A 22292-nucleotide genomic window follows, 5' to 3' on the forward strand; every position below is an offset into this window, starting at 1 on the left:
AAAAAATGCAATATAATGCACTTTACAGAATTAGTTTTAGAAATAAAAAGCCGACGGGAAATGCTACAAGTGACTCAAGAAACACTTGCAGAATTGTCTGGTGTCAGTCTCAGGACTTTAAAGCAGTTTGAGTCTGGCAAAGGAAACCCCACCTTACTTACTGTCAAAAAACTAGCAGACGTACTTGGTTTAGAATTGCATCTGAAATTAAAAAATCTAAACGCATAAAAAGATGAGAGAAGCTAAAATTTATTTCAAAAATGAGGAGGCTGCTACACTTAGGCAGCTAGATGACGGCTCATTTGTCTTTGAATATAACAAAGCATGGTTTATTGATAATTCGAAACCTGCGATTAGTCTGACTTTGTCCAAAAATAAAATCAATTACACGTCTGCTTTCTTGTTTCCATTTTTCTATAATATGTTACCCGAAGGCATAAACAAGCAACATATTTGCTCTCGATTTAGAATAGAAAAAGACGATAACTTTAGTCTCTTATTGCAAGCAGCCAAAAATGATACAATAGGAGCCGTGACCATTCAAAAAGTTAAATCCACATGAAAATCCTAGATATTAAATACTGTCCGGGCACTTTGGCCGATGGTTTTGAAACCTATAGTAGACTATGTCTAACGAAAATGTTTAATGGCAAAAAAGTGTCTCACATTTTACCCTACGACTCCCCTACCCATACTTTTTCAGAAGACGATATTTATGAAAATAACCAAATTCAGATTTCGATTTCGGGTGTACAAGAGAAGTTCTCTGTAATACTAGAAAAAAACAAACTAAGACTTACCCTTGAAGGAGAAAAAGGCACTTACATACTAAAACCTGCACCGAATTTCGGAAAAAATGCAGAGCAAATGCCCGCAAACGAACACCTGACTATGCAAATAGCCAAACAGGTCTTTGGGATAGAAACAGCAGAAAACGCTTTGATTTTCTTTAAAAATGGAGCCTCTGCTTACCTTACCAAACGCTTTGATGTTAAAGCAAATGGCGAAAAATGGGCACAAGAAGATTTTGCATCTTTAGCAAATAGAGCACCGCAAACACACGGTGAGCATTATAAATATGCAGGAAATTATTTGGAACTTTTTGACCTCATGAAGGCCTATTTACCTGCTTACACATTAGAAGCCATAAAACTTTTGAAGCTTCTGATATTCAACTACCTTTTTTCAAACGGAGATGCACATTTCAAGAATTTTTCACTTTTGGAAACACCCTTGGGCGACTACCGATTAAGCCCAGCCTACGATTTATTAAATAGTCGAATTCATATAGAAGACCAAGACTTTGCTTTAGAGGACGGTCTCTTACCAAAAAACATTACCCAAGGAAAAATAAAAGACCAATTTGCAAGATTAGCAAAAGAAGCTGAAATAAAGGAAACTACATTTATCGCAATCTTAAATCAGTTGACATCAAGTTCAGACAAAGTCACAAAACTCATAAACGCCTCGTTTCTCTCAGATTCACCAAAAAGAAACTATCTACAGGCTTACCAAACCCGACTGAAAAAGCTAATGTAGCGTTTCAATATATTCCTTCAGAATATTCCATCATAGCTTATCAAAATGCTTCGTAAATATTTGCAGTATATACTTCAAAGAACATAGATATTTTATATATATTATTGGGTATGTTAAATCTAAATTAACTTGAATTTCTAAACCTAACAATCTGTCTTCGATATCGAGAAGTTGTCGATAATTAAAAAGTTGAGAATTCTATTTTTTGGCATATTACTTGATAAAAAATAAAATAAAAACCACATTTGAAAAATAGACTTCCTTATTTCCATGACATCCTTATCCTTCTTCTACTATTTACATTAGGAGTTGTTGCTGTTTTTATATCTTTTAAAATATTCCAAAATTCTGATCAATTATTTTCATTAAGTTATCTAACATTAATGATCGGCTTATTATATGAAAGCTTTAGAATCACAAAAAACTGGAAAACCTTGTTATATATTTTATTGGGGTCTTATATATTAAGTTTCTTTTTTTTATTACCCGGAAAAAGGGAAATTGATTACAACTTTCATAATCGATTACTTTCATTGCCTTATGCATTTACATGTACATTTTGTTTTATTATTGCGATAACCTATGAAAAAGTTACAACTATTAAGCTTACTGAGGGCATCACCTTACTCCAATCCATGGCATTTTTATACTGGACAATCGACACAAACATTTGGTCTGCAAGTAATATTTTCATAAAAGCATTGGTCGTGATATCTATAATCCTATCTGTCTTTTCAATCTTTAATTCCTTAACCTATTTTATACTTTCTAAAACCATAAGGCTTTTACTTAGTATTTGGAGTTCATCAATAATGCTTGTTTTTTCAGCAGAAAACATTTTTAGAATATATAGAAATGAAACAATTATTAAATCAACTTTCACCTTTAGTACTATTGGGGAATTACTTCAGTATTTCTTACTAGGAATTTCAGCTATTTATTTTACTCAAAATTTAATCCTGCTATTACGTTTTTTACCTGGAAAAGGCTATTTTTCAGACCTCGAAGAGTTAAAAAAAGCTCACATTGATAGATATTCTGATCTTCAAGTACATTTCATTGATTCCCTGATTTGTATTTTATTATCTTCTTTATATTACTACTTAAACTATAAAAAACAATTCTTCACAATTCATACCGCAATTTGGGTTTGGTTTATTATGTTCCCAATAATCATAAACTTAAAATCTGTGGCTTTTTCATGGTTGAAGAAAATTTGAAAAAGTAATATATTTCTGAGTGCCTAGTAACAAAACTCATAAACGCCTCGTTTCTCTCAGATTCACCAAAAAGAAACTATCTACAGGCTTACCAAACCCGACTGAAAAAGCTAATGTAGCGTTTCAATATATGCCTTCAGAGCTTATCAAAATGCTTTGTTAATATCCACAGCACATACTTCAAAGAACATTTACTCATATTAAGTATTCCCAAATATATTACGCTGTCGATTAGTAATAGTAAATGGTCTATTTTTATTAAAACTGTCGTAAATATTTATAAAATGCTCTTATTTTTGAAGTTAATAAACAACCTTCATATTCTGAGTTACATGAAATTAAGTACGTCTAAGTTTTCTCTCAAAGTTATTGTATCAGGGCTATCATTGTTATTATTAGGTTTTAGCATTGTAGCTTTTGAAGAACCAAAAATCTCTCTCGATGGATATAAAATAGAGGAGGGTTTTGATCTACAAATAATTGCGGCTGAACCAAACCTGAAAGCTCCTGTGAGCATGGATTTTGACAACAAAGGGCGAATGTGGGTAGTAGAAATGATAAACTACATGCCCAACTTAGAAGGCATCGGCGAAGAAGAACCCACCGGCAGAATCTCTATTTTAGAGGACTTAGACCACGATGGCACTATAGACCACCGAAAAACTTTTCTGGATAAACTAGTACTGCCCAGAGCCTTGGCTCATGTATATGGCGGCTTGCTGTATGTAGACGGCCCGAAGTTATATTTTGTAGAAATAAAAAATGACAAGCCCGGCAAAAAAACCTTGGTAGACCCACTCTATGCCGATGGAGGCAATGTGGAGCATTCCTCAAATGGCTTGATGATGAACATAGACAACTGGATTTACAACTCCAACTGGAACTTCAGATATCGCCTAAAAAATGGTGTTTGGTTAAAAGAACCTACCTCAAACCGGGGTCAGTGGGGCATCACAAAGGATAACTTTGGGAGGTTATACTACAACAACAACTCCACTAACCTACAAGCAGATTTTGTGTTACCAAACAAAGTCACTAGAAACAGATTTTACAAGCCTTCTGTGGCAGAAAACAAGAAAATAGCGAGTGATTTGGTGTATCCAATCTCTAAAGCAGACGTGAATAGAGGCTACCAAAAAGGCGTTTTGAATGAGGAAGGATATCTAGTAAGCGTAACTGCGGCTTGCGGGCCCTTGGTTTACAGAGGCGGAGCATTTCCGGCAGGATATAAGCAGAATGCCTTCGTATGTGTGCCTGAGGCAAACCTCATCAAACGTAATATTTTAAATTTTGGAAAGACCCAAACCGTGGCCATCCAAGCCGAAGTGGGCAGAGAATTTTTAGCTTCTACAGACGAAGGGTTTCGCCCAGTCAACTTATTCACTGGCCCTGACGGAGCCATGTATGTAGTGGATATGCACCGCGGCATAATTCAACACAAAGCGTACATTTCGCAGTTTTTGGCAGAAAAACTCGCATTAAAACAAATGGACACGCTTCAGAATGCAGGGAGAATACTTAAAATAACAAGCAAAGAAATTAAAGGATTTCAGATTCCGGACTTTTCAAAAGCGAGTTCAAAAGAACTAGTGGGATACCTGAGTCACCCGAATGGCTGGTTGAGAGACCGCTCGCAGCAACTGCTCATACAAAAGAAAGACCTTTCGGTGGTAAAAGATTTGATTGCCCTCAGCAAAACTAATAGCGAAACCGGAAACGGTCTTCACGCACTTTTTGTATTGGAAGGCTTAAATGCACTGAATTTCAATATCATTTCAGATATAATTACCAACAGCACCCAGCCCGAAACCATAGCCCATGCTTTGGGTTTGGCGGAGCGTTTTGCCATTGCCGCCAATGTGCCTAAAATGAAAACTATTTGTGATAATCTTTTAGCTCGAAATGATGAGGTAGTTGATTTATACATTCCATTATCGTTACAAAATTGGTTGAAAATATCGGAGAAGACTTTCATGCCTATTTTAGCTAAAATAGACCAAAAATATATCGACCAAAAAATATATCAAGAGGCCATTGTGAGTAACCTAGAAGGTAAAGAAGAGAAATACCTGAGCACAATGAACCCTTCTAAAAACCTAAAGAATTTCTTAACCACAGCCATAGACAACCACAAGAAAAACGAGATGAACAGCATCTACGTTAAAGTCAAAAAAGACACCGACAACAGAACCAAAGGCTTGATGCTATTTAGGTCAATTTGTGCTACTTGCCATGGAGCAGACGGCAAAGGAATCCAAGATTTGGCTCCTCCACTAAAAGGCTCAGAATACATTGACGGCTCCATTCATCGTTTGGCGGCTATTATTTTGCACGGAATCAGTGGGCCAATAAGTGTGGGCGGAAAACAATATTTGCTAAATAACGACATGCCAGGTATGATCAATAACACCTCAGTTAGCGACGAAGATATAGCTGATATAATAAGATTTACCCAAAACGCTTACGCCAAAGAAGGAAAAAACATAACAGCCAGTGAGGTCAAAAAACTAAGAGCCCAAAAGCCCGAAGGCAGCGGCATATTTAGTGAAAAACAATTATTGGAGACTGAGTTTGAAAGATAAAAAAAATGGAAAGAGCCTGATGTAAAAATAAATAGCATCCTCCAAACTTCAGAGTCCCTGATGGAGACGCTGAGAAAGCATTTTCAAATGATATACATAAAATTTTGGAGCTGCTCTAAGACATTTTCAGGTTTAAGCAAATGTGTTTTTCCAGCATTTAGCAAATATATTTTATCAGAGATATCTATAACATGTTGGTATTGATGGTCTGAAATAATGATACCTTTTGTTGATGTATATTCTTTGATTTCAATTTTTAGGGCGTCAATTTGTATTGGCGATAAATGGGTAAAAGGCTCATCCAAAATTACAAATGGGCATGAACAATTTAATATTATTAAAATTTCCGCCATCCTTCTTTGCCCCCCAGATAAGTCATAGAATTTACTGCTTATCGGGATATGGAATTTATCAAACTTCTCCGAAATATTTTCTATATCAAGTTCAAAATATTCAGCCGCATTACTTAAACGCAGGTTTGATGGAAAAAGAAAAGTTTGAGGCAAATATTTCAATAAATTCGACTTAAATAATGAAGGATAATAGCATTTATCTACTCTTACCGAAGCATATTGCGATTTGAGCGAACCTATAATAATATTAAAAAGACAGGATTTACCTGTACCGTTTCTGCCTAACAAACTACCAACTTCGCCAGTTTCGAAACCCATATATACATCACTCAATACTACATGATCTCCAAATCTTAGATTTACGCTATCAACTTCTAGTTTCATGTTTAAAAAAGTAAGATAGAAAATGGAAAAATGAATAGATCAACAGAAAAAGTGATAGCCCATAAAAAGGTTTTACTGATACCTAAGTTATTATAAAAAAGAAAAATATTTTTGGATTTCATCAAACTGAAAATCCCAAAAATAGCAGCATTGGTGAGTATTTTAATTAAAAGTAAAATAGAGAGAAATGAACGCATGCTAAATTCGTTTTGGAAATAAACCGTGGACCAAAGAATCAAAGAAAGCAAAAATGTAAACACCCAAATCATTTTACAAAAACTGAAAATAATTTTAGACTTAAGTAATAGGTTTGAAAGCATACAATTGTTTTTTTTCTAAAATTGCATCTTTTAGCATTATCAAAAAAATCAAGTGCTTGTTTTTAGGAAAATTTAACTAAACGCTATTAGTTTCGAAATCAAGCAATTATGAAAAAACCAACCAATCATTCCCCTCACTCCGAAACCAAATCTTCTTTCTTTAATATTAGCGTGTCTTTCTCAAAAGTGGGCACTTGATAGTTTCCAGAGTCTAGTTGTGTTTTCGGGAACATCGCCTTTAGTTTTGGCCAATCTGTTTTGCTTATTTTTGAGCTAAACAAATAGATACTGCGTAGGCTTTTGAGGTTTTTTAATGCTTCTAACCCTTGCAAACTGACGTTTGTGTAGTTTAAATTGAGAACACGAAGATTCTTTAATTCAGCAAGTTTAGACAAGTCTTCATTTTTAATATCTGACCCACTCAGGTCTAATTGACACAGGTTTTTCATTGACTGTATAACTTCCAAATTCCCATTGCCTACAGTTAAGTTTTTGGCTTTCAACCAAACTACATTATCCCCTATTTTTTTGAGATTCTCCCAAACCGTCTCCTTCACTTTTCGCCCATTGAAATTAACCAACAGATAATTAGAATTTATCGCCACTGGCACTATCGCCACCCCCTCGTTTTTAATCAAGGCTATCACTTTTTCGTCTGCGGCATCTATGTTTTCTTTTGGCACATCAGGCTCAGCCTGAGAGATTGAGGGTGTACTTAAATTTGCTAAAATCGATTTTATTTCGGCCGTAGCCTTAAGTTCTTTGACTTTTTTATTAAAATCAGCACCTTCGTTTATCCACCATGCTATTAACTTTATTTCTTTCTCCGTCAACTGCGGCTTACCTGCAGGAGGCATATGTTCCTCGTCTTTTTCGTTTAGTTGAGCTCTTAGTATTATTCTACTTTTGGCCGCCTGATGTGCTAAAAATGCAGCACCATCTTCACCGCCTTTGGTGATAAACGCTTTGCCATCCATTCTCAATCCGCCTTTTTGTTTTTTGGCCGAATGGCAAGACCAGCATTTTTCGGCAAAAATTGGTTCTATTATCTCCGTATAAACTTTAGCTTCAGGCAGATTTACGATTACAGGTTTTTGATATTTTTCTTCTGAAAAACTCAAGAAATTTTCGCCGTGCGTGAGGCTTCCGCCTAAATGCCCCGTAATTCCCAACAGCCCAGCAGATACTATCCAAAACACGTTCTGAAGGGATTTTATTTTATTTTTGGTCACCAAAAAATACAACACTCCCGTTAAGACAGTCAGTGCTATTCCGGCCCATTGGTGGTAGCCGAGCAGGTCTTTTTCATAACCGCCAGAGAGCGAAAGCAAATAGCCACTCCCAGCCGAAAACACGCTACTCACAAACGAGGCAAGCAACACCGCCGGCAGTATAGCTTCATAAATAGGATTTTCGGATTTAAGGCTAATGGCTTTAAACAAAAGACCCACAACCAAAATACCGATGGGTAAGTGAACAAAAAGTGGATGAAAATGCCCTAAAAATGAAGTCATGCGTATCTTTCTTTTAACAATTTAAGCATATACACATTTATTTCCCATTGGTTTGCCACGGGCTGTTTGGTGTATGGTAAAGTGGGCATATAGTTTGGCGGGCCAAATTCAGTCAAAAATGTAATGCGTTTATCGCCCGATTTTTCGCGGTGTTTGATTACACTGTCCCACCAAGTGAGGTGCCGCTCCATAGCGGTTGCCCATTCGGGAGCTCGCGGGTCGCTTACCTGCGGACCTTCCTGATGGCCTACCCGAGCGTGGATATGTTTTACCCTACTAAAAGCCAAATCCAAGGTTTCGGATTGGTCTTCCAAAAGCGACTCGTGTACATTGCACCAGTGCGAAATATCTAGCGTCAGATTCATTTTGGGGTGTTTTTCTAAAAACTGACGCGTAATATGTGCCGCAAAACACATACGACCTCTGTGCGTTTCATGCAAAATCTCGATTCCGCTTTGCTGCGTTTTGTCAATGGTGTAGGCAATAATCTGACTATTTTGGTCTTGCGAAAAATAGTCTTTCCCCGAGTGGCAATTGATATATTCTGGTTTTTCGGGCCAATTGGCCAAAATATCATCTAAGTTATTTTTAAAACTTGCAAGGTGTGCATCAAAGGTTTGCCCGGAGCCACTGACCAAAAAACCGATTTTTAAATTATGCTTTTTGAGCAATTCAAAGAGCGACTTTTGCTCCTCTTTTTTGGCTGGCCACCAAAGTTCAACACCGTCAAATCCTTCTTTTTTTAGTTTAGAAAAAAGCAAATCATTTCCGCCCTCAAAACCCCAGCTGGTACCCATCACTAATACTTCAAGGGAGGTTTTGTGCGAAACACTTTCTACAGTTTCTGATTTAAAACCCAAAGCAGGAACAGCCGTTACTGTATTTTTTATAAAATTTCTTCTCTTCATTTATCTTTTCTCTAAATATTTAGGCCAATATTTCATTAATGACTCTACCTTCCACATCGGTCAGTCTGAAGTTTCTTCCCTGAAACTGGTAGGTCAGTTTTTCATGATCAAAACCCAGCTGATTCAAAATCGTAGCTTGAATGTCATGTGGGGTTACTTTTCCATTCACCACGGTGTAGCCTATTTCGTCAGTTTCGCCAAAAGTGGTCCCTTTTTTTACGCCTCCACCGGCCATCCACATCGTAAATGCCTCCGCGTGGTGGTCACGGCCTTTAAAGGCGTTTGGCTTGCCTTCTCTGTTTTCGGCCATGGGTGTTCTCCCAAATTCTCCACCCCATACTACCAAAGTATCTTCGAGCATTCCTCGTTGTTTCAAATCCAGAATGAGGGCCGTAACTGCCTTGTCAGAAGCCCGGCATTTGTTTACCAAACCTATGTCAATGGCTCCGTCTTCTGCAGTGCCGTGGGTGTCCCAGCCCCAATCAAAAAGCTGCACAAATCGCACGCCTTTTTCTACTAATTTTCTAGCCAAAAGCAGGTTATTGGCGATTGATGCTTCGCCTGGTTTAGTACCATACATTTCGTGGATGTAGGCAGGCTCGTCGTTGATATTCATTACCTCAGGCACCGAAACCTGCATTTTAAATGCCATTTCGTACTGACTGATTCTACTCAAAGTCTCGGGGTCACCGTATTCTTTAAATTCTTCTTGATTTACTTTATTAATGGCTTCAATAGACGCTTTTCTCAAGTCTCGGGTAATGCCGTCGGGGTCTTGCAGAAATAAAACGGGATCGCCCACAGACCTACACTGAACTCCCTGATAAACAGAAGGCAGAAATCCACTCCCCCAAATACTTTTACCCGCATCGGGGTTGTTTCCGCCTGAAGTCAACACCACAAAACCCGGTAAATCGGAATTTTCGGAGCCGAGGCCATACGTGACCCAAGTGCCTATGCTCGGCCTGCCTAAACGGGCACTTCCTGTATGCATCATAAGCTGAGCAGGAGCATGATTAAACTGATCGGTGCTTACACCTTTCAAAAAAGTGATTTCATCGGCTATGGTCTGCAAATGCGGCATATAGTCGCTGATATAGGCTCCGCTTTGACCGTTTTGTTTAAAACTTGCCGTGGACGCTAACATTTTAGGTACACCTCTTATAAATGCGAACTTTTTCCCTTCCAAAAACGACTGCGGACAGTCCTTCCCATCCATTTTTGCGAGTTCAGGTTTATAGTCAAAAAGCTCCAACTGAGAAGGTGCTCCGGCCATGTGAATATAGATAACCGAACGAGCCTTTGGAGCAAAATGCGGCGGCCGAGGCATCATCGGATTAGCGAAATCGATATCGAAGTTTTTGGCAGCCATGCTTTTTCCTCCGCAAGAAGACAGCAGTGAGCCCATAGCCAAACCGCCCAGTCCCAAAAAAGATTCTTTCAGGAAATTTCTACGTGTTTGCTGTTCCAGTTTTTGTCTAATGGCCTCTTGGGCTATTCGGTCTATGTAGTCTTTCATTAGCTTTTGGTTAAAACTTCGTCTAGATTTAAAATAGCATTTGTAACTAAAATAAGAGCCTTTTTCTCGGGTTCAGGGGTCTTTTTCTTTTTATATGATTTCAAAGACTCGTCATACAATTTTATCAACACCTTCAACTTAGCCTCATTTATCTTTCTTCCTGAGGCCAATTCATATGCTTTTGTTATACAAATTTCAGGCTTTGCAATACCCGTTTTATTTACAAATTTGGCAAATAGGTCAATGTAAACCGAATCGTTTAAAGTGGTAAGAGCCTGCAAAGGTGTATTGGTAATAATCCTCCTCGAAGAGCAAGTTTCACGTCCAGCGGCATCAAAGTTTGTCATAGACGGATACGGACTCGTGCGTTTCCAATAGGTATAAATGGCCCGGCGATATTGCTGATTGCCTTCACTGATTTTCCATTTTTGACCATCATAAGGTGACCCCCACACCCCAGCAGGCTGATACGGCATAACGGGCGGCCCAAACATCTGAGCATTTAGCATTCCATACGCCACCAATGCCTGATCTCTAACTTGCTCAGCACTTAAGCGAACCCGCGGACCTCTCGCCATAAATCTATTGGATGGGTCTTTTTCTAACTGTTCAGCATTAATTTTAGAATCTTGTCTGTAACTGGCACTCATAACCATTTCTTTAAGCACTTTTTTTAGGCTCCACTTGTACTCATTCATGAGTTTATAGCTCAAGTAATCCAATAAGGCTTGGTTACTCGGTGCGGCTCCTTGGGTGCCTATGTCTTCGAGGGTTTCCACTATGCCTACTCCCCAAACTTGCTCAAAAAGCCTGTTAATAATGGTTCTCGAAAGAAGTGGATTATCGTTTGCGGTCATCCATTTGGCTAATCCTAATCTGTTTTTTTGGGCAGAAGCAGGAAATTTATTCAGCGAAGCCGGCACATCGGGACTCACTTTTTTGCTTTTGGCTAGCCAACTTCCACGCTCAAAAAAATAGGTCTGCCTAAACATCCTCTCCGTGTTTTCTAACATTATGGGCGTGGTTTCAGTATTGGCATTTAACAGGCCCCAAAAGTTTCGTTTCGCCTCTGCTGATTGCTTTGAAGCCACATTTGGCCAAGACTCCGTAAAATGAAACCAGTCGAACACAATTCCCGTTTTGAGCGGATCCGTTAGTTCTTTGCTTTCAAATGTGAGGTATATATCATATTTGCCTTCCACTTTTTTAAGTGGAATCTCGGTAATTTCCCAGCTTTGGGTTGGTTTTGTGATGTTAAATTGCCCTAAAACTTCCCCTTTTGTATAATTTAATCTAAATTTCAGATTACCAGACTTAAGTCCCGACCTATATCTAAATATTAAGGAATTCTCATTTTTTAAAACAAAACCGGGTAGCCTGGCTTCGCCCCTGTTTCGCATGGCCAACCATTTGGTATCTGACAATTCACTGTTTATAAAACTATCGGTTTCGAGCGAATTAATGGCCGGTTGCAAAGTCTTAAGAAAATGTAAAACTTCGGTAGTTTTCTCAGGGCTTGTGTTGGTTTTCAGCCAACCATTTAGAGCCGAAAGTTTGATTTGAAGTGAATCATTAAAATGGCGAAAAATGGGATAGTCGCCGTTGCTATCGGCATCACGGGTATTATTAAAAAACGCCATAAACTTATAATAATCGTCGTGTTTAAATGGGTCATAGGGATGGCTGTGGCACTGCACACAACTGTAAGACGTACCCAAAAGGGTTTCCCAAGTGGTATTTACACGATCCAAAACAGCGGCGGTTCTAAATTCTTCATTGTCTGTGCCGCCCTCATCGTTTGTCATGGTGTTTCTATGAAATGCCGTTGCCAAATATTGATTTTCAGTTGGATTCGGCAAAAGGTCACCAGCTAGCTGTTCGGTAATAAACTGATTGTAAGGCATATCGGCATTGAAAGCATTTATGAGCCAATCTCTGTATCTCCAAATAGACCGCGGCCCGTCTCTTTCGTAGCCTTTGGTATCGGCATACCGAGCCAAGTCGAGCCACATAGAGGCCCACTTTTCGCCATATTGCGGCATACTAAGCAGTTTATCCACCATTTTTTCATAATTCTTTTCGGTCGGATTTTTCAGGTATTCGCTCTTGATAGAATCCGGTGCGGGTAAACCAATTAGGTCCAACGACAGCCTCCTAGCAAGAACCTCAGGACTGGCTTTTGGCGAAACTTTTAGGCCTTCCTCCTCTGCTTTTGCTAACACAAACCTATCTATGTCGTTTATGGCCCAATCGCCTTTTACCGTAGGAACTGCTTGTTTTTCAACGGGCAAATACGCCCAGTGCTCGCCCCATTTTGCACCTTCTTTTACCCATCGGGTTAGCAAGTCTATTTCATTTTCGGTGAGGGCTTCGTGCTTGTAGGGCATTCGCTCTTCGGGATCTTCTGAGGTTAATCGCGTTATGAAGCTACTTTCTTCGGGTTTCCCGGGTACTATTGCATAGTTGCCGGCTTTGAGTTTGGCTTTGGCTTCTTCTTCAAAAAGCAAAGAGAAACCGCCTTGTTTTTTAACACCACCATGGCAGGCGATACATTTTTTGTTTATGAGTGGTTTTACTTCGGCACTAAAGTCTACAGCTTGGCTGGTTTTACAAGAAATTGTAAAATATGAAGCCGCTAATACAGCCAAAAATGAAAGTAAGAATAGTATTTTTTTCAATTCAAATGCCTAATTACAAAAGTGGAGATAAATGCTTTTTAAATAAGTGATTATGATTCAAATTTTCTAAAAGAAAAAAATATGAATCAAAGATGCAACAGTCTAAAAGTCGCCGTAGCTCACCTTACAGAAATACTATTTGGATGTTTTCTAATGCTTTCATGAACTTATGGTTAAGGTTGAATAATTCTTCCCTAAATCAAAGAAATAAACATCATTTTTTCAAGAAAAATCAACAAAATACATAGTTGAGTTTTTATAGAAATACGTATTTCTGCGTATTCCTTTCCATGATATTCCCTTCTAATTTTGTGAGAAACCAAGAAATCAACATTATGAAATTAAATAAAACATTAACTCTAAGTATTTTTTCGGCACTTGCGTTAGCGGCCTGCACCACGGCTGACATCACTCCTGACCCAGTGACTACTACGCCACCTACTACCACTACACCGCCGACTACCACCACGCCGCCGACTACCACCACGCCGCCGACCACTACCCCACCGGCAACCACAAGACCTGAGTTTTTGCCAAAAAACTTTGATGAAAAACCTTCTTGTCTGTTGAGCAAAGTAATGATAGAGGCAAATACAGTGGGCACTATAACCAAAACCACAAACACCTACAGCTATGACACTTACAATAGATTCACCGAAATAAAGTCGAATACGGAGGGGGTATCGGGAACGGCAATTACCTCTTATGTGTACAAAGACTCCGAAAAGAAAATAGAAGTTACCTACAAAGGATTTGAGGCGTCGCAAAACTACACGGCAGTGGCGGTTTTAAACGCTGACTATACCATAAAAGAAATAACGATAAACGGAAGCGGCGAAACCAGCAAAACAAGCTACACCTACAATGCCGCAGGCGAGGTGATATCGCAGAAGTTTGACAGTAATTTGAAAAGCTACGAGGTGGCTTATACTTATGGAGCAAAGGGAATCATAAAAAGTGAGCGTAAAAACTACGTAGCAAAGTCAAACACGGCACCTGAGAAGGAAGACATGGTTTTGGAATGGAGCTATGGCAATGCCTCGTCTCCGGCATATAACTCTTTGGTGTTGTCTGAGCCAAACTTCCCGACGGGTTATTTAGGAAAACTGACAAGCAATTTACCGAGCCAATCTAAAGTGAGCACTTCGGCAAAAATATCCACTCCGATAAGTTATGAATACAGCAGCAATTCGGTGACAGACTATGTGTATACAAACAACGCTGCAAACAAAGTAATAAAAATAGAGACGAACAGCAACGCCGTATCGAGTGGAATAACGGTAAACGTAAAATCCAAAATAGACATAGAATACAAGTAAGATATTTTACTTAATCTTTCACAATAGAAATGAGTGGTACTGAGATTTTTATTTCAGTACCATTTTTATTTGAGGAAATATCGAAAACCCCATTTAGCTCCTCCACACGCTCTTGCATATTCCGAATGCCATAGCCTCTAGGCACCGAATCTACATCAAAACCGCCACCATTGTCTTTTAACCTTATTTGGATATTTTCAGCACAGCTCATTTCCAAAACCACGCGTTTTGAATTGGCATACTTGGCAGCATTATTTATGGCTTCCTGACACACGCGGTAGAGGTTTAGAGCTTGACTTGGACCCAAAATCACGTCTGCATTGCTACAAATATCTTGAAATTCAATGCCGTAATCTTTCAGTCTTTTTTGGGCAAATTCTCTAACTTTAGCAGCAAAGTCAGCAATGGTTATGGCTTCGCCACGGATAGACCAAATGGTGTCTCTCAGCTGATCCATAGCACCTCGGGTATTGTTGGCTAATTGTGCCAAATTTCCATCTTCGGTTTCGTTTTGTTTATACGAAAGCATATCTAATTTTGAACTCACCTGTGCCAACTCAGGCCCGAGATTATCGTGTAAGTCTCGTGCTATCCGGATTCTTTCTTTTTCTAATTTGGCTATAGATTCGGCCTCCAAAATCTTCTTTTGTTCTTGTTTTCTTTTATAAAAATAAAAAGCTACACCACTCGCAAAAAGTAAGGTTACCAATCCCAAAAGACTCAAGAATTTCTGGTTTTGATAGGCCAATTCTTTTTCGGCTAAAACCCGCTCTTTTTCGGCCAAATTGTATTTCCCTTGTACATCGGCCAATGATTTAGTCATGTTTTCAGAAAAAATACTATCGCTCAAAACCCGCTGACTTTCGGCATACTCTAAGGCTAAATCGTACTGCTTTCTTTTTTTTGCGAAATCTATAAGAATGGTATAAATATAAGATTCCAAGTCTCTAAAGCCGATTGTTTTACTTAAGGCCAAAGCTTTCAAAAAATACTGCTCGGCTTCTTTGTCCTTGTTTAGCAGCCTGTATGATTCGCCCACATTATTTATGGAAATTGCCAAGGCATATTTATCTCCCAACTTTTCTCTAATCTGCATGGCTCTCAGTTGATTTTCAAGGGCTAGTTGTGGTCTATCGGTTTGCCCCATGAGTTGACTCAAAAAGTCATAACTATAAGAAGTACTCAATGAATCTTTTGATTTTAAACCCAAAGTCAAGGCTGTTCTGAAATTTTTCTCTGCCTCTGTAAATGCAGAATCATTTTGGAGGATTTTGCCCAAACCGTGCAAGGCATTTATCATGTTAAAGGTGTCTTTTACCGCTATCGCGAGATCCTCACAGGTATTGAAATATGCGACGGCTTTGACTTTTTGATTGGTTTTTGAGGCATTTAAACCCAAAAAATGATAAGTGTCCGCCAGTTCGCGGTTCATTTTGTGTTTCTTTAGTTGATCCGAGGCCTTTAGCAAAAGTGCCATACTTTTATCTAAAACACTTTTAGAAAAATACCTTTTACCAAAAATATAATTGGCTTCTGCTGCCCACTTGGAGTCGTTATCATAGCCTTTTTTTTGAAAATCTTTAAAAGCAGAATCAAGCTTGGCGATAGAAGTAAATTCGAATTCATTTAACTTCTTATTGAATTCTTTCTGAGCATTTTGCCCAAAAACATTTATAGAAAAAAGTAAAAGAATAGGTAGTAAATATTTCATAGGATAAGGGGAAATTCTAAGCTTATGGGTTTTTAAATCAAGTTCTCATCTTTGGCCTTATTTACAGCCTCCAATTTATTGTGAACCTGCATTTTTTTATAAATGTTTTGAAAATGTGTCCGGACCGTTCCGTAGCTAATAAACAGATTGTCAGCTATTTGCTCATAGGTTATACCTTTAGAGAGTTGTTCCAAAAGCTGAAGTTCCCTTTCGCTCAAACCATAATCCACTTTTTTTTGTGATGCAGCCGGAGTAGCACGAATCATTTTGAGGGCTTTGCGGGCAATTAGCGGGTTCATGGGAGCTCCGCCGTCGAGGGTTTCGTAGATATAACGGTGTATGCGAGCCGGACTTTCGTCTTTTAAAATATAGCCACTTGCACCCGCCTGAATGGCCCGAAAAATATTCTCCTCGTCGTCAAAAACCGTGCACATGATAATTTTTATCTGCGGGTGATTTTTGGCAATAAACTCGGTGGCAGCCATGCCGTCCATGATGGGCATATTGATATCCATAAAAATAACATCTACGAAAAGAGCATCTTTGATTTGCTCCAAAAGTTCCTTGCCATTGGAGGCCATTAATTTTACCCCAAAGTCTACGTTTAGTTCTATTTTCTCTTTTAAAGTTTCGGCTATTACGTGCTTGTCTTCGGCTATGGCTATTTTAATCATCTATTCGGTTTTTATATATGTAAAAATAGATTTTTATCGGGTCATAATTATACGCAGAACTGCGTAATTCTTGAAAGGCTAAAATACCGAAGTTTGTGATATTATTAAACACTAAACTAAAATTTTATAGCCATGAAATTGTATTTCACTTTGGTATTAGCACTTGTATTCTTAAATTTTTCTTGCACAAAAGACGGTGACGTAGCTGCTGAATCAACCTTGGCAGCAGGCACAGCCACAGCCGAAGTAGCAGGCAAAGGCGTTACTTTCAATACCGCTTCGGGTGCATTTAACACCGCCTTAAAATCATTCTCAATAGCCCTAAACGGCACGCCAACAGCAGGCGGCACATCGGTTATTACCACCGTAGCTTTGAATTTGACTAATTTCAAAAAAGGCGACGTGGGTGTTTTTCAGTGTGTAGAAAAAACAAGTGGCAGTGCCACACAAGCATTTGGTTCTGCGATACAAACCACATTGAGCGGTAGCACAGGCGGTGTGATTTTGGGTGGACAGGTAGAGATTGTTAGCTGGACGGAAACGGGCGTAAATATCAAATTTGCCGTTAACTCTAAAGGCTCAAACAACTCCACTGTAGACGTGACCAAAGGCCAAGGAAACATAAAATTGCTAAACTAAGTAACTCAATTTTTCGAAAATCCAGTAAGCCCGAGAATCTATTTTTCGGGCTTTTTTTATGCAAAAAAAATAAGTTTAAGAAGAAAACACGAATAAAATCGAACTAGAAATTCATAGATTCGCTTTCAAAATAGGTAGACCAAAGCCAGAATGCGAAAAATACTCCCGATTATTGTCCTCTCTCAGTTTTTGTGCACCACTTTGTGGTTTGCCGGAAACTCGATAATAGGCGAAATAGCCAATGAACTAAACTTAAGTGCTGATTTTTTGGTGCAGGTTACTTCGGCCATACAGTTTGGGTTTATTTTTGGCACCTTATTTTTCGCCATTTTTACTATTGCCGACCGCTTTTCTCCTTCCTTGGTGTTTTTTGTGAGCTCCATTTTAGCTGGCATATTTAACATCGGCATGAGCATCGAAAGTTTTAATGCCACGGAGCTGTTGGCACTTCGGTTTTTAACTGGTTTTTTCTTAGCGGGCATTTATCCGGTAGGCATGAAAATCGCCTCCGATTACTTTGAAGCTGGCTTGGGCAAATCACTCGGTTTTTTGGTGGGAGCCTTGGTGTTAGGCACGGCTTTCCCTCATTTGCTTAAGACTTTCATTAGCAATTTTCCATGGCGATACGTTATATACGTTACCACGGCCTTAGCTTGGTTAGGTGGCCTCCTGATTTTTGTATTTGTTCCAAATGGACCGTTCCGAAAAAAAGGTCGAAAAATAAAACTAAACGCTTTTTTAGATGGATTCAAAATTCCGCAATTTAAGGCTGCCGCCTTTGGATATTTTGGGCACATGTGGGAACTTTATACATTTTGGGCGTTTGTGCCTTTGATGCTAAAAACCTACACCACGAAATACCCAGAAACAACCTTAAACATACCTTTCTGGTCGTTTTCTATCATCGGAATGGGAACAATCGCCTGTGTTGTAGCAGGAATATTTTGTCTAAAAATGGGCACCAAAAAACTTGCTTCATTGGCATTGGGTGTTTCAGGTATATGTTGCTTACTTTCACCGTTTTTCCTAGAAAATTCTTCTTTACTTTTATTCCTGATTTTTCTATTCGTCTGGGGTTTTTCAGTGGTAGCTGACTCTCCATTGTTTTCAACATTGGTTGCCCAAAGTGCACCGCCTGAGTCGAGAGGAACTTCACTGACACTTGTAAACAGCATTGGGTTTTCTATCACGATTGTGAGCATTCAGTTTCTTGATTATATTTCAAAATACATAGACACACAGTACCTCTTTTCCTTTTTAGCTATTGGCCCTGCTTTGGGTCTGTGGGCTTTATTTTTAGAGAAAAAGACTATGAAGTTATAAGCCAATTGAAATTCAATTTTTAAATCAAAAAAATGAGCAAAAGTATCACCCATAGTTTTTATTTCGAACACGCTCCCGAAAAAGTGTGGAAACACTTGACAGACACCAAACTATTAGGCGATTGGCTAATGCCCACCGACTTTAAGGCGGAAATGGGTCATCAATTTCAATTTAAAACCAGGCCCAAAACAAAATTTAGTTTTGACGGAACCGTCTATGGAGAGGTTTTGGAAATTATACCGCAGCACAAACTAATTTACACTTGGCAAGGAGGAAGTTCAAGAGATAACATTACCCTCGACTCAGTGGTCACCTGGACCTTAAGCCCCAAAGAAAACGGCACAGAACTGATGTTAGAACAGAGCGGATTTACGGGCATAAAAAACTATTTGGCTTATGTAATTATGAACATGGGTTGGGTAAAAATTAGCAAAAGATTACGCAAGCAAATGGACGAAACAGCGTTTTGATATTATTTCAGGATTATATTAAAGTTCTTATCCCTCTGTTTATATTTTTTCCCTAACAAAAAGTAATTCTCAATGTTGTATCTTTAAATAAAAAAAAAGAGATGCGAAATATGATATTGGTAGCAGGGGCCACCGGAAATTTGGGAAAGCGAATAGTGAAAGCTTTGGTAGAAAAAAACGCCGAAGTTAAAGTTTTAATAAGACCCAATACCGATACCGAAATCATTAATGCACTTTTTAAAATCGGAGCCAAAATACACGAACTAAACCATTGGAACAAAGAAGAAATAGCCATAGCGTGTGATGATGTAGCCTGCGTAGTTTCGGTATTGGCAGGACTAAAAGACGTAATCATTGACGCCCAAAAAATCCTTTTAGATGCCGCAGTCTTGGCAGGAGTACCAAGGTTTATCCCTTCTGATTATTCACTTGATTTTACCAATTTCAAACAGGACGAAAACAGAAACCTCGACCTCCGTCGTGAGTTTCACACGTATTTAGACCAGCAAAACATACGAGCCACCTCTGTTTTCAACGGAGCATTTATGGAGTTAATTTTAGATGAAATGCCATTGATTGTATTCAAACCGAAACTCGTAATTTATTGGGGAAAAGCCGATTACAAATGGGGCTTTACGGCCATAGATGACGTAGCAAAATACACAGCAAACGTAGCATTGGATCCAAATACACCCCGATACCTCAATATAGCAGGTGACCAAATAAGCCCAAGGGAAGTTAAAGTAGCGGTGAGCGAAGTCACCAAAAAATCATTTACGCTAATCCGATTAGGAGGAAAAACTTTACTCGGAATCATGATAAAAATAGCCAAAAAAGTCAGTCCCGCCGAAAACGAACTTTACCCCGCTTGGCAAGGCATGCAATACATGCACAACATGATAGATCCCCGCTCAGAAATAAAACAACTCGACAACAACAGGTATGCCGGCATGAGCTGGTTTTCGGTAAAAGATATGCTGTACGCCAATAAGGTTTAGGGTGATCACTGCTCCTACTTTGGAGATAACACAAATGCAACAAATATCACACAAATAATCAATTTGAAAATAAATATTTGTATCATGGAGAACGCTATACAGAATCATTGGGATACGGTTTATAAAACCAAAAATGCAGACCAAGTAAGTTGGACACAGGATACTCCTGAGACTTCATTGTCGTTTATTCGTTCATTTGGACTTCCTAAGTCTGCCAAAATCATCGACATTGGCGGCGGCGACAGCAAGCTCGTAGACTTTTTAATAGAAGAAGGCTACGAAAACATCACCGTTTTGGACATTTCTGAAGCTGCTTTAGAGAAAGCCAAAATCAGATTGGGCGACAAGGCAGCCAAGGTAAATTGGGTGGTGAGTGACATCACCGATTTTGCTCCCGAGCAAATTTATGACGTGTGGCACGACAGGGCCGCTTTCCATTTTTTAACAGAAGAAAACCAAGTACAACAATATCTTAATATCGCAAAAAAAGCAGTAAATGGCTTTATGACCATCGGTACTTTTTCGGAAAATGGCCCCGAAAAGTGTAGCGGCTTACACATCAAACAATACTCAGAAAGCAGCCTTCAAACAGCTTTAAATGACGGTTTTGAAAAGATGAAATGTATTACAGAAGATCACATTACACCTTTTAACACTGCTCAGAACTTCGTTTTTTGTAGTTTCAAAAAAGCTTAAACCTAAACTTCCCCTATAAAGCAAGCCCCCAAACAGTTAACCGTTTGGGGGCTATTTTTTTGATACATTTTTACAATCAAAAAGTACTCACCACATAATAATATATAGGAAAACCTATTGTGATATTTACAGGAAATGTAACCGCTAAGGCCATCGGCAAAAACAAACCCGGATTGGCTTTAGGAACGGTTATTTTCATGGCTGCCGGTACCGCAATATAAGATGCTGAAGCTGCTAATATTGCAAAAATAAATCTACTGGAAACATCATCGGTTATGGCTCCGCTGAGTAGTCCAATTAGGCTACCGTTAAAAAGAGGCACCAAAATGGCGAACACAAAAGGGAACCATCCGTTTGACAGCAGCGTGTTTAATTTCCGACCGCTCACGATACCCATATCTAATAAAAATATGGCTAAAAAACCTTTGAAAATATCGTCGGTAAATGGCTTGATACCTTGGGCTTGCTTGTCTGAGGCTAAAAAACCGATTACCAAACTTCCAATGATTAACAAAACACTCCCGTTAGTAAGCGAATGTTTCAGTGCGTTCGATTTCTTAATTTGAGTTTCATTGTCTTTGTCGAAATACGAAATCAAAACCAAGCCCGCTATGATAGCAGGAGATTCCATGAGTGCCATAATGGCCACCATGTGCCCATGCAAAACTAGCTGAACAGACTCCAAATATGCTACTGCAGTAACAAATGTAACGGCACTCACAGAACCGTAAGCCGCTGCAATGGCACCCGCATCGTATATATTGAGTTTTTGTTTTAGAATAAAAAACGTGTAAAGCGGTATCAATAAAGCCACCATCAAACCGAAAACGATTGACCACATGATTTCAAAAGAAAAGCTCTCATGTGAGAGCTCCTGACCGCCTTTAAAACCAATAGAAAAAAGTAAATAGAGTGAAATGAATTTTGAAGAATTTGGCGGAATTTCTAAGTCGCTTTTTAGATAAACTGCCACTATTCCTAATATAAAAAATAACAACGCTGGGTTTGTTAGATTTTCAAAAAGTAAATTTAGATTCATTAATATAATATTGGATTAAAAAAAAATGGTCTTTAGCTTAATTTGATTGAAGAACTCAAAACCAGTTTTCGGTTTTCTTTTTCGGCAAGAGCCAACAGTTCTAAAATCTCCTTTTTGCTTTCTTTCAACTCCGCTATCCGTACGTCTGCGTGTTCCTCTCTTTTACCGTATCGCTCCTCGTAGCTTATTTGCTTTTGAGCATGAAACGCAATTTTATCGTCTAACAAACTCGTTAAAATCTCTTTAGCATCCGCAGCCTCAAACTCACCTGCTAGTAGTTTAAATTCGTTTACAATCATCTTAATTTGTTTAAGTAAAAAATCTTTTAGTTTTGATAAAAAAAAACCGGTTAGTTTTCTTTCTGCAAAATTACTTTGGCTTATTCATAAGTTTTTATTTATGTTTG

General features: G+C 38.7%; 21 protein-coding genes. 11 read left to right on the top strand and 10 right to left on the bottom strand.

The window, feature by feature from the left end:
• Positions 1-15 precede the first annotated feature (15 nt).
• The 5 genes from ACFOOI_RS09975 to ACFOOI_RS09995 all read left to right on the top strand — a co-directional run bounded on the left by ACFOOI_RS09975 (position 16) and on the right by ACFOOI_RS09995 (position 5341).
• Positions 16-228 carry a helix-turn-helix domain-containing protein gene (locus tag ACFOOI_RS09975; protein WP_379837574.1) on the top strand — a complete coding sequence of 71 codons (213 nt, stop codon included), beginning with the start codon at positions 16-18 and terminating at the stop codon, positions 226-228.
• A 4-nt stretch (positions 229-232) separates the two neighbouring features.
• A complete protein-coding gene (locus tag ACFOOI_RS09980) occupies positions 233-562 on the top strand; it encodes a HipA N-terminal domain-containing protein (RefSeq protein WP_379837576.1) in 330 nt (109 codons plus the stop codon).
• Complete coding sequence (locus ACFOOI_RS09985; RefSeq protein ID WP_379837578.1) at positions 559-1539, top strand: type II toxin-antitoxin system HipA family toxin; 981 nt, start codon at positions 559-561, stop codon at positions 1537-1539. Before ACFOOI_RS09980 ends, ACFOOI_RS09985 begins: the two co-directional genes overlap by 4 nt.
• 245 nt (positions 1540-1784) lie before the next feature.
• On the top strand, positions 1785-2759 hold the full coding sequence (locus ACFOOI_RS09990) for a hypothetical protein (RefSeq protein ID WP_379837580.1): 975 nt from the start codon (positions 1785-1787) through the stop codon (positions 2757-2759).
• Positions 2760-3043: 284 nt separating this feature from the next.
• Positions 3044-5341: a DUF7133 domain-containing protein gene (locus ACFOOI_RS09995; protein WP_379837582.1), complete on the top strand. Its 2298-nt coding sequence runs from the start codon at positions 3044-3046 to the stop codon at positions 5339-5341.
• 83 nt (positions 5342-5424) lie between these two features.
• Here ACFOOI_RS09995 and ACFOOI_RS10000 read toward each other — a convergent pair whose 3' ends face one another.
• From ACFOOI_RS10000 to ACFOOI_RS10025, 6 genes are all read right to left on the bottom strand, one after another.
• A complete protein-coding gene (locus tag ACFOOI_RS10000) occupies positions 5425-6078 on the bottom strand; it encodes an ATP-binding cassette domain-containing protein (protein ID WP_379837584.1) in 654 nt (217 codons plus the stop codon).
• A gap of 454 nt (positions 6079-6532) precedes the next feature.
• Positions 6533-7912, bottom strand: coding sequence for a c-type cytochrome domain-containing protein (locus tag ACFOOI_RS10005; protein WP_379837586.1), 1380 nt, complete (start codon positions 7910-7912; stop codon positions 6533-6535).
• A complete protein-coding gene (locus tag ACFOOI_RS10010) occupies positions 7909-8820 on the bottom strand; it encodes a sugar phosphate isomerase/epimerase family protein (protein ID WP_379837588.1) in 912 nt (303 codons plus the stop codon). The genes ACFOOI_RS10005 and ACFOOI_RS10010 overlap by 4 nt, the downstream gene beginning before the upstream one ends.
• A 19-nt stretch (positions 8821-8839) precedes the next feature.
• The gene (locus ACFOOI_RS10015; protein ID WP_379837590.1) at positions 8840-10339 is read right to left on the bottom strand and encodes a DUF1501 domain-containing protein; all 1500 of its coding nucleotides are present in this window, start codon (positions 10337-10339) and stop codon (positions 8840-8842) included.
• On the bottom strand, positions 10339-13017 hold the full coding sequence (locus ACFOOI_RS10020; protein WP_379837592.1) for a DUF1553 domain-containing protein: 2679 nt from the start codon (positions 13015-13017) through the stop codon (positions 10339-10341). The genes ACFOOI_RS10015 and ACFOOI_RS10020 overlap by 1 nt, the downstream gene beginning before the upstream one ends.
• A gap of 256 nt (positions 13018-13273) precedes the next feature.
• Entirely contained in the window at positions 13274-13591 is a 318-nt protein-coding gene (locus tag ACFOOI_RS10025) for a hypothetical protein (protein ID WP_379837594.1), read from the bottom strand.
• 4 nt (positions 13592-13595) lie between these two features.
• Between ACFOOI_RS10025 and ACFOOI_RS10030 the strand changes: the two genes are divergently transcribed.
• Entirely contained in the window at positions 13596-14336 is a 741-nt protein-coding gene (locus tag ACFOOI_RS10030; protein WP_379837596.1) for a hypothetical protein, read from the top strand.
• A gap of 10 nt (positions 14337-14346) precedes the next feature.
• Here ACFOOI_RS10030 and ACFOOI_RS10035 read toward each other — a convergent pair whose 3' ends face one another.
• Positions 14347-16047, bottom strand: coding sequence for a tetratricopeptide repeat-containing sensor histidine kinase (locus ACFOOI_RS10035; RefSeq protein WP_379837598.1), 1701 nt, complete (start codon positions 16045-16047; stop codon positions 14347-14349).
• Between the two features lie 32 nt (positions 16048-16079).
• Entirely contained in the window at positions 16080-16721 is a 642-nt protein-coding gene (locus tag ACFOOI_RS10040; protein ID WP_379837600.1) for a response regulator, read from the bottom strand.
• A 132-nt stretch (positions 16722-16853) separates the two neighbouring features.
• On the opposite strand from ACFOOI_RS10040, the gene ACFOOI_RS10045 reads away from it, so the two are divergent.
• From ACFOOI_RS10045 to ACFOOI_RS10065, 5 genes are all read left to right on the top strand, one after another.
• Positions 16854-17360, top strand: a complete 507-nt coding sequence (locus ACFOOI_RS10045; RefSeq protein ID WP_379837602.1) for a hypothetical protein — start codon at positions 16854-16856, stop codon at positions 17358-17360.
• 150 nt (positions 17361-17510) lie between these two features.
• On the top strand, positions 17511-18683 hold the full coding sequence (locus ACFOOI_RS10050) for an MFS transporter (protein WP_379837604.1): 1173 nt from the start codon (positions 17511-17513) through the stop codon (positions 18681-18683).
• Between the two features lie 32 nt (positions 18684-18715).
• Positions 18716-19153 carry an SRPBCC family protein gene (locus ACFOOI_RS10055; RefSeq protein ID WP_379837606.1) on the top strand — a complete coding sequence of 146 codons (438 nt, stop codon included), beginning with the start codon at positions 18716-18718 and terminating at the stop codon, positions 19151-19153.
• Positions 19154-19254: 101 nt separating this feature from the next.
• The gene (locus tag ACFOOI_RS10060) at positions 19255-20151 is read left to right on the top strand and encodes an NmrA family NAD(P)-binding protein (RefSeq protein WP_379837607.1); all 897 of its coding nucleotides are present in this window, start codon (positions 19255-19257) and stop codon (positions 20149-20151) included.
• An 84-nt stretch (positions 20152-20235) separates the two neighbouring features.
• Complete coding sequence (locus ACFOOI_RS10065; RefSeq protein ID WP_379837609.1) at positions 20236-20847, top strand: class I SAM-dependent methyltransferase; 612 nt, start codon at positions 20236-20238, stop codon at positions 20845-20847.
• Positions 20848-20923: 76 nt separating this feature from the next.
• Here ACFOOI_RS10065 and ACFOOI_RS10070 read toward each other — a convergent pair whose 3' ends face one another.
• Entirely contained in the window at positions 20924-21886 is a 963-nt protein-coding gene (locus ACFOOI_RS10070) for a sodium-dependent bicarbonate transport family permease (RefSeq protein ID WP_379837611.1), read from the bottom strand.
• A 32-nt stretch (positions 21887-21918) separates the two neighbouring features.
• Positions 21919-22185 carry a hypothetical protein gene (locus ACFOOI_RS10075; RefSeq protein ID WP_379837613.1) on the bottom strand — a complete coding sequence of 89 codons (267 nt, stop codon included), beginning with the start codon at positions 22183-22185 and terminating at the stop codon, positions 21919-21921.
• Positions 22186-22292: the final 107 nt, after the last annotated feature.

Origin of the sequence: Lacihabitans lacunae (genome assembly GCF_042649125.1) — a bacterium.
Taxonomy (GTDB): domain Bacteria; phylum Bacteroidota; class Bacteroidia; order Cytophagales; family Spirosomataceae; genus Leadbetterella; species Leadbetterella lacunae.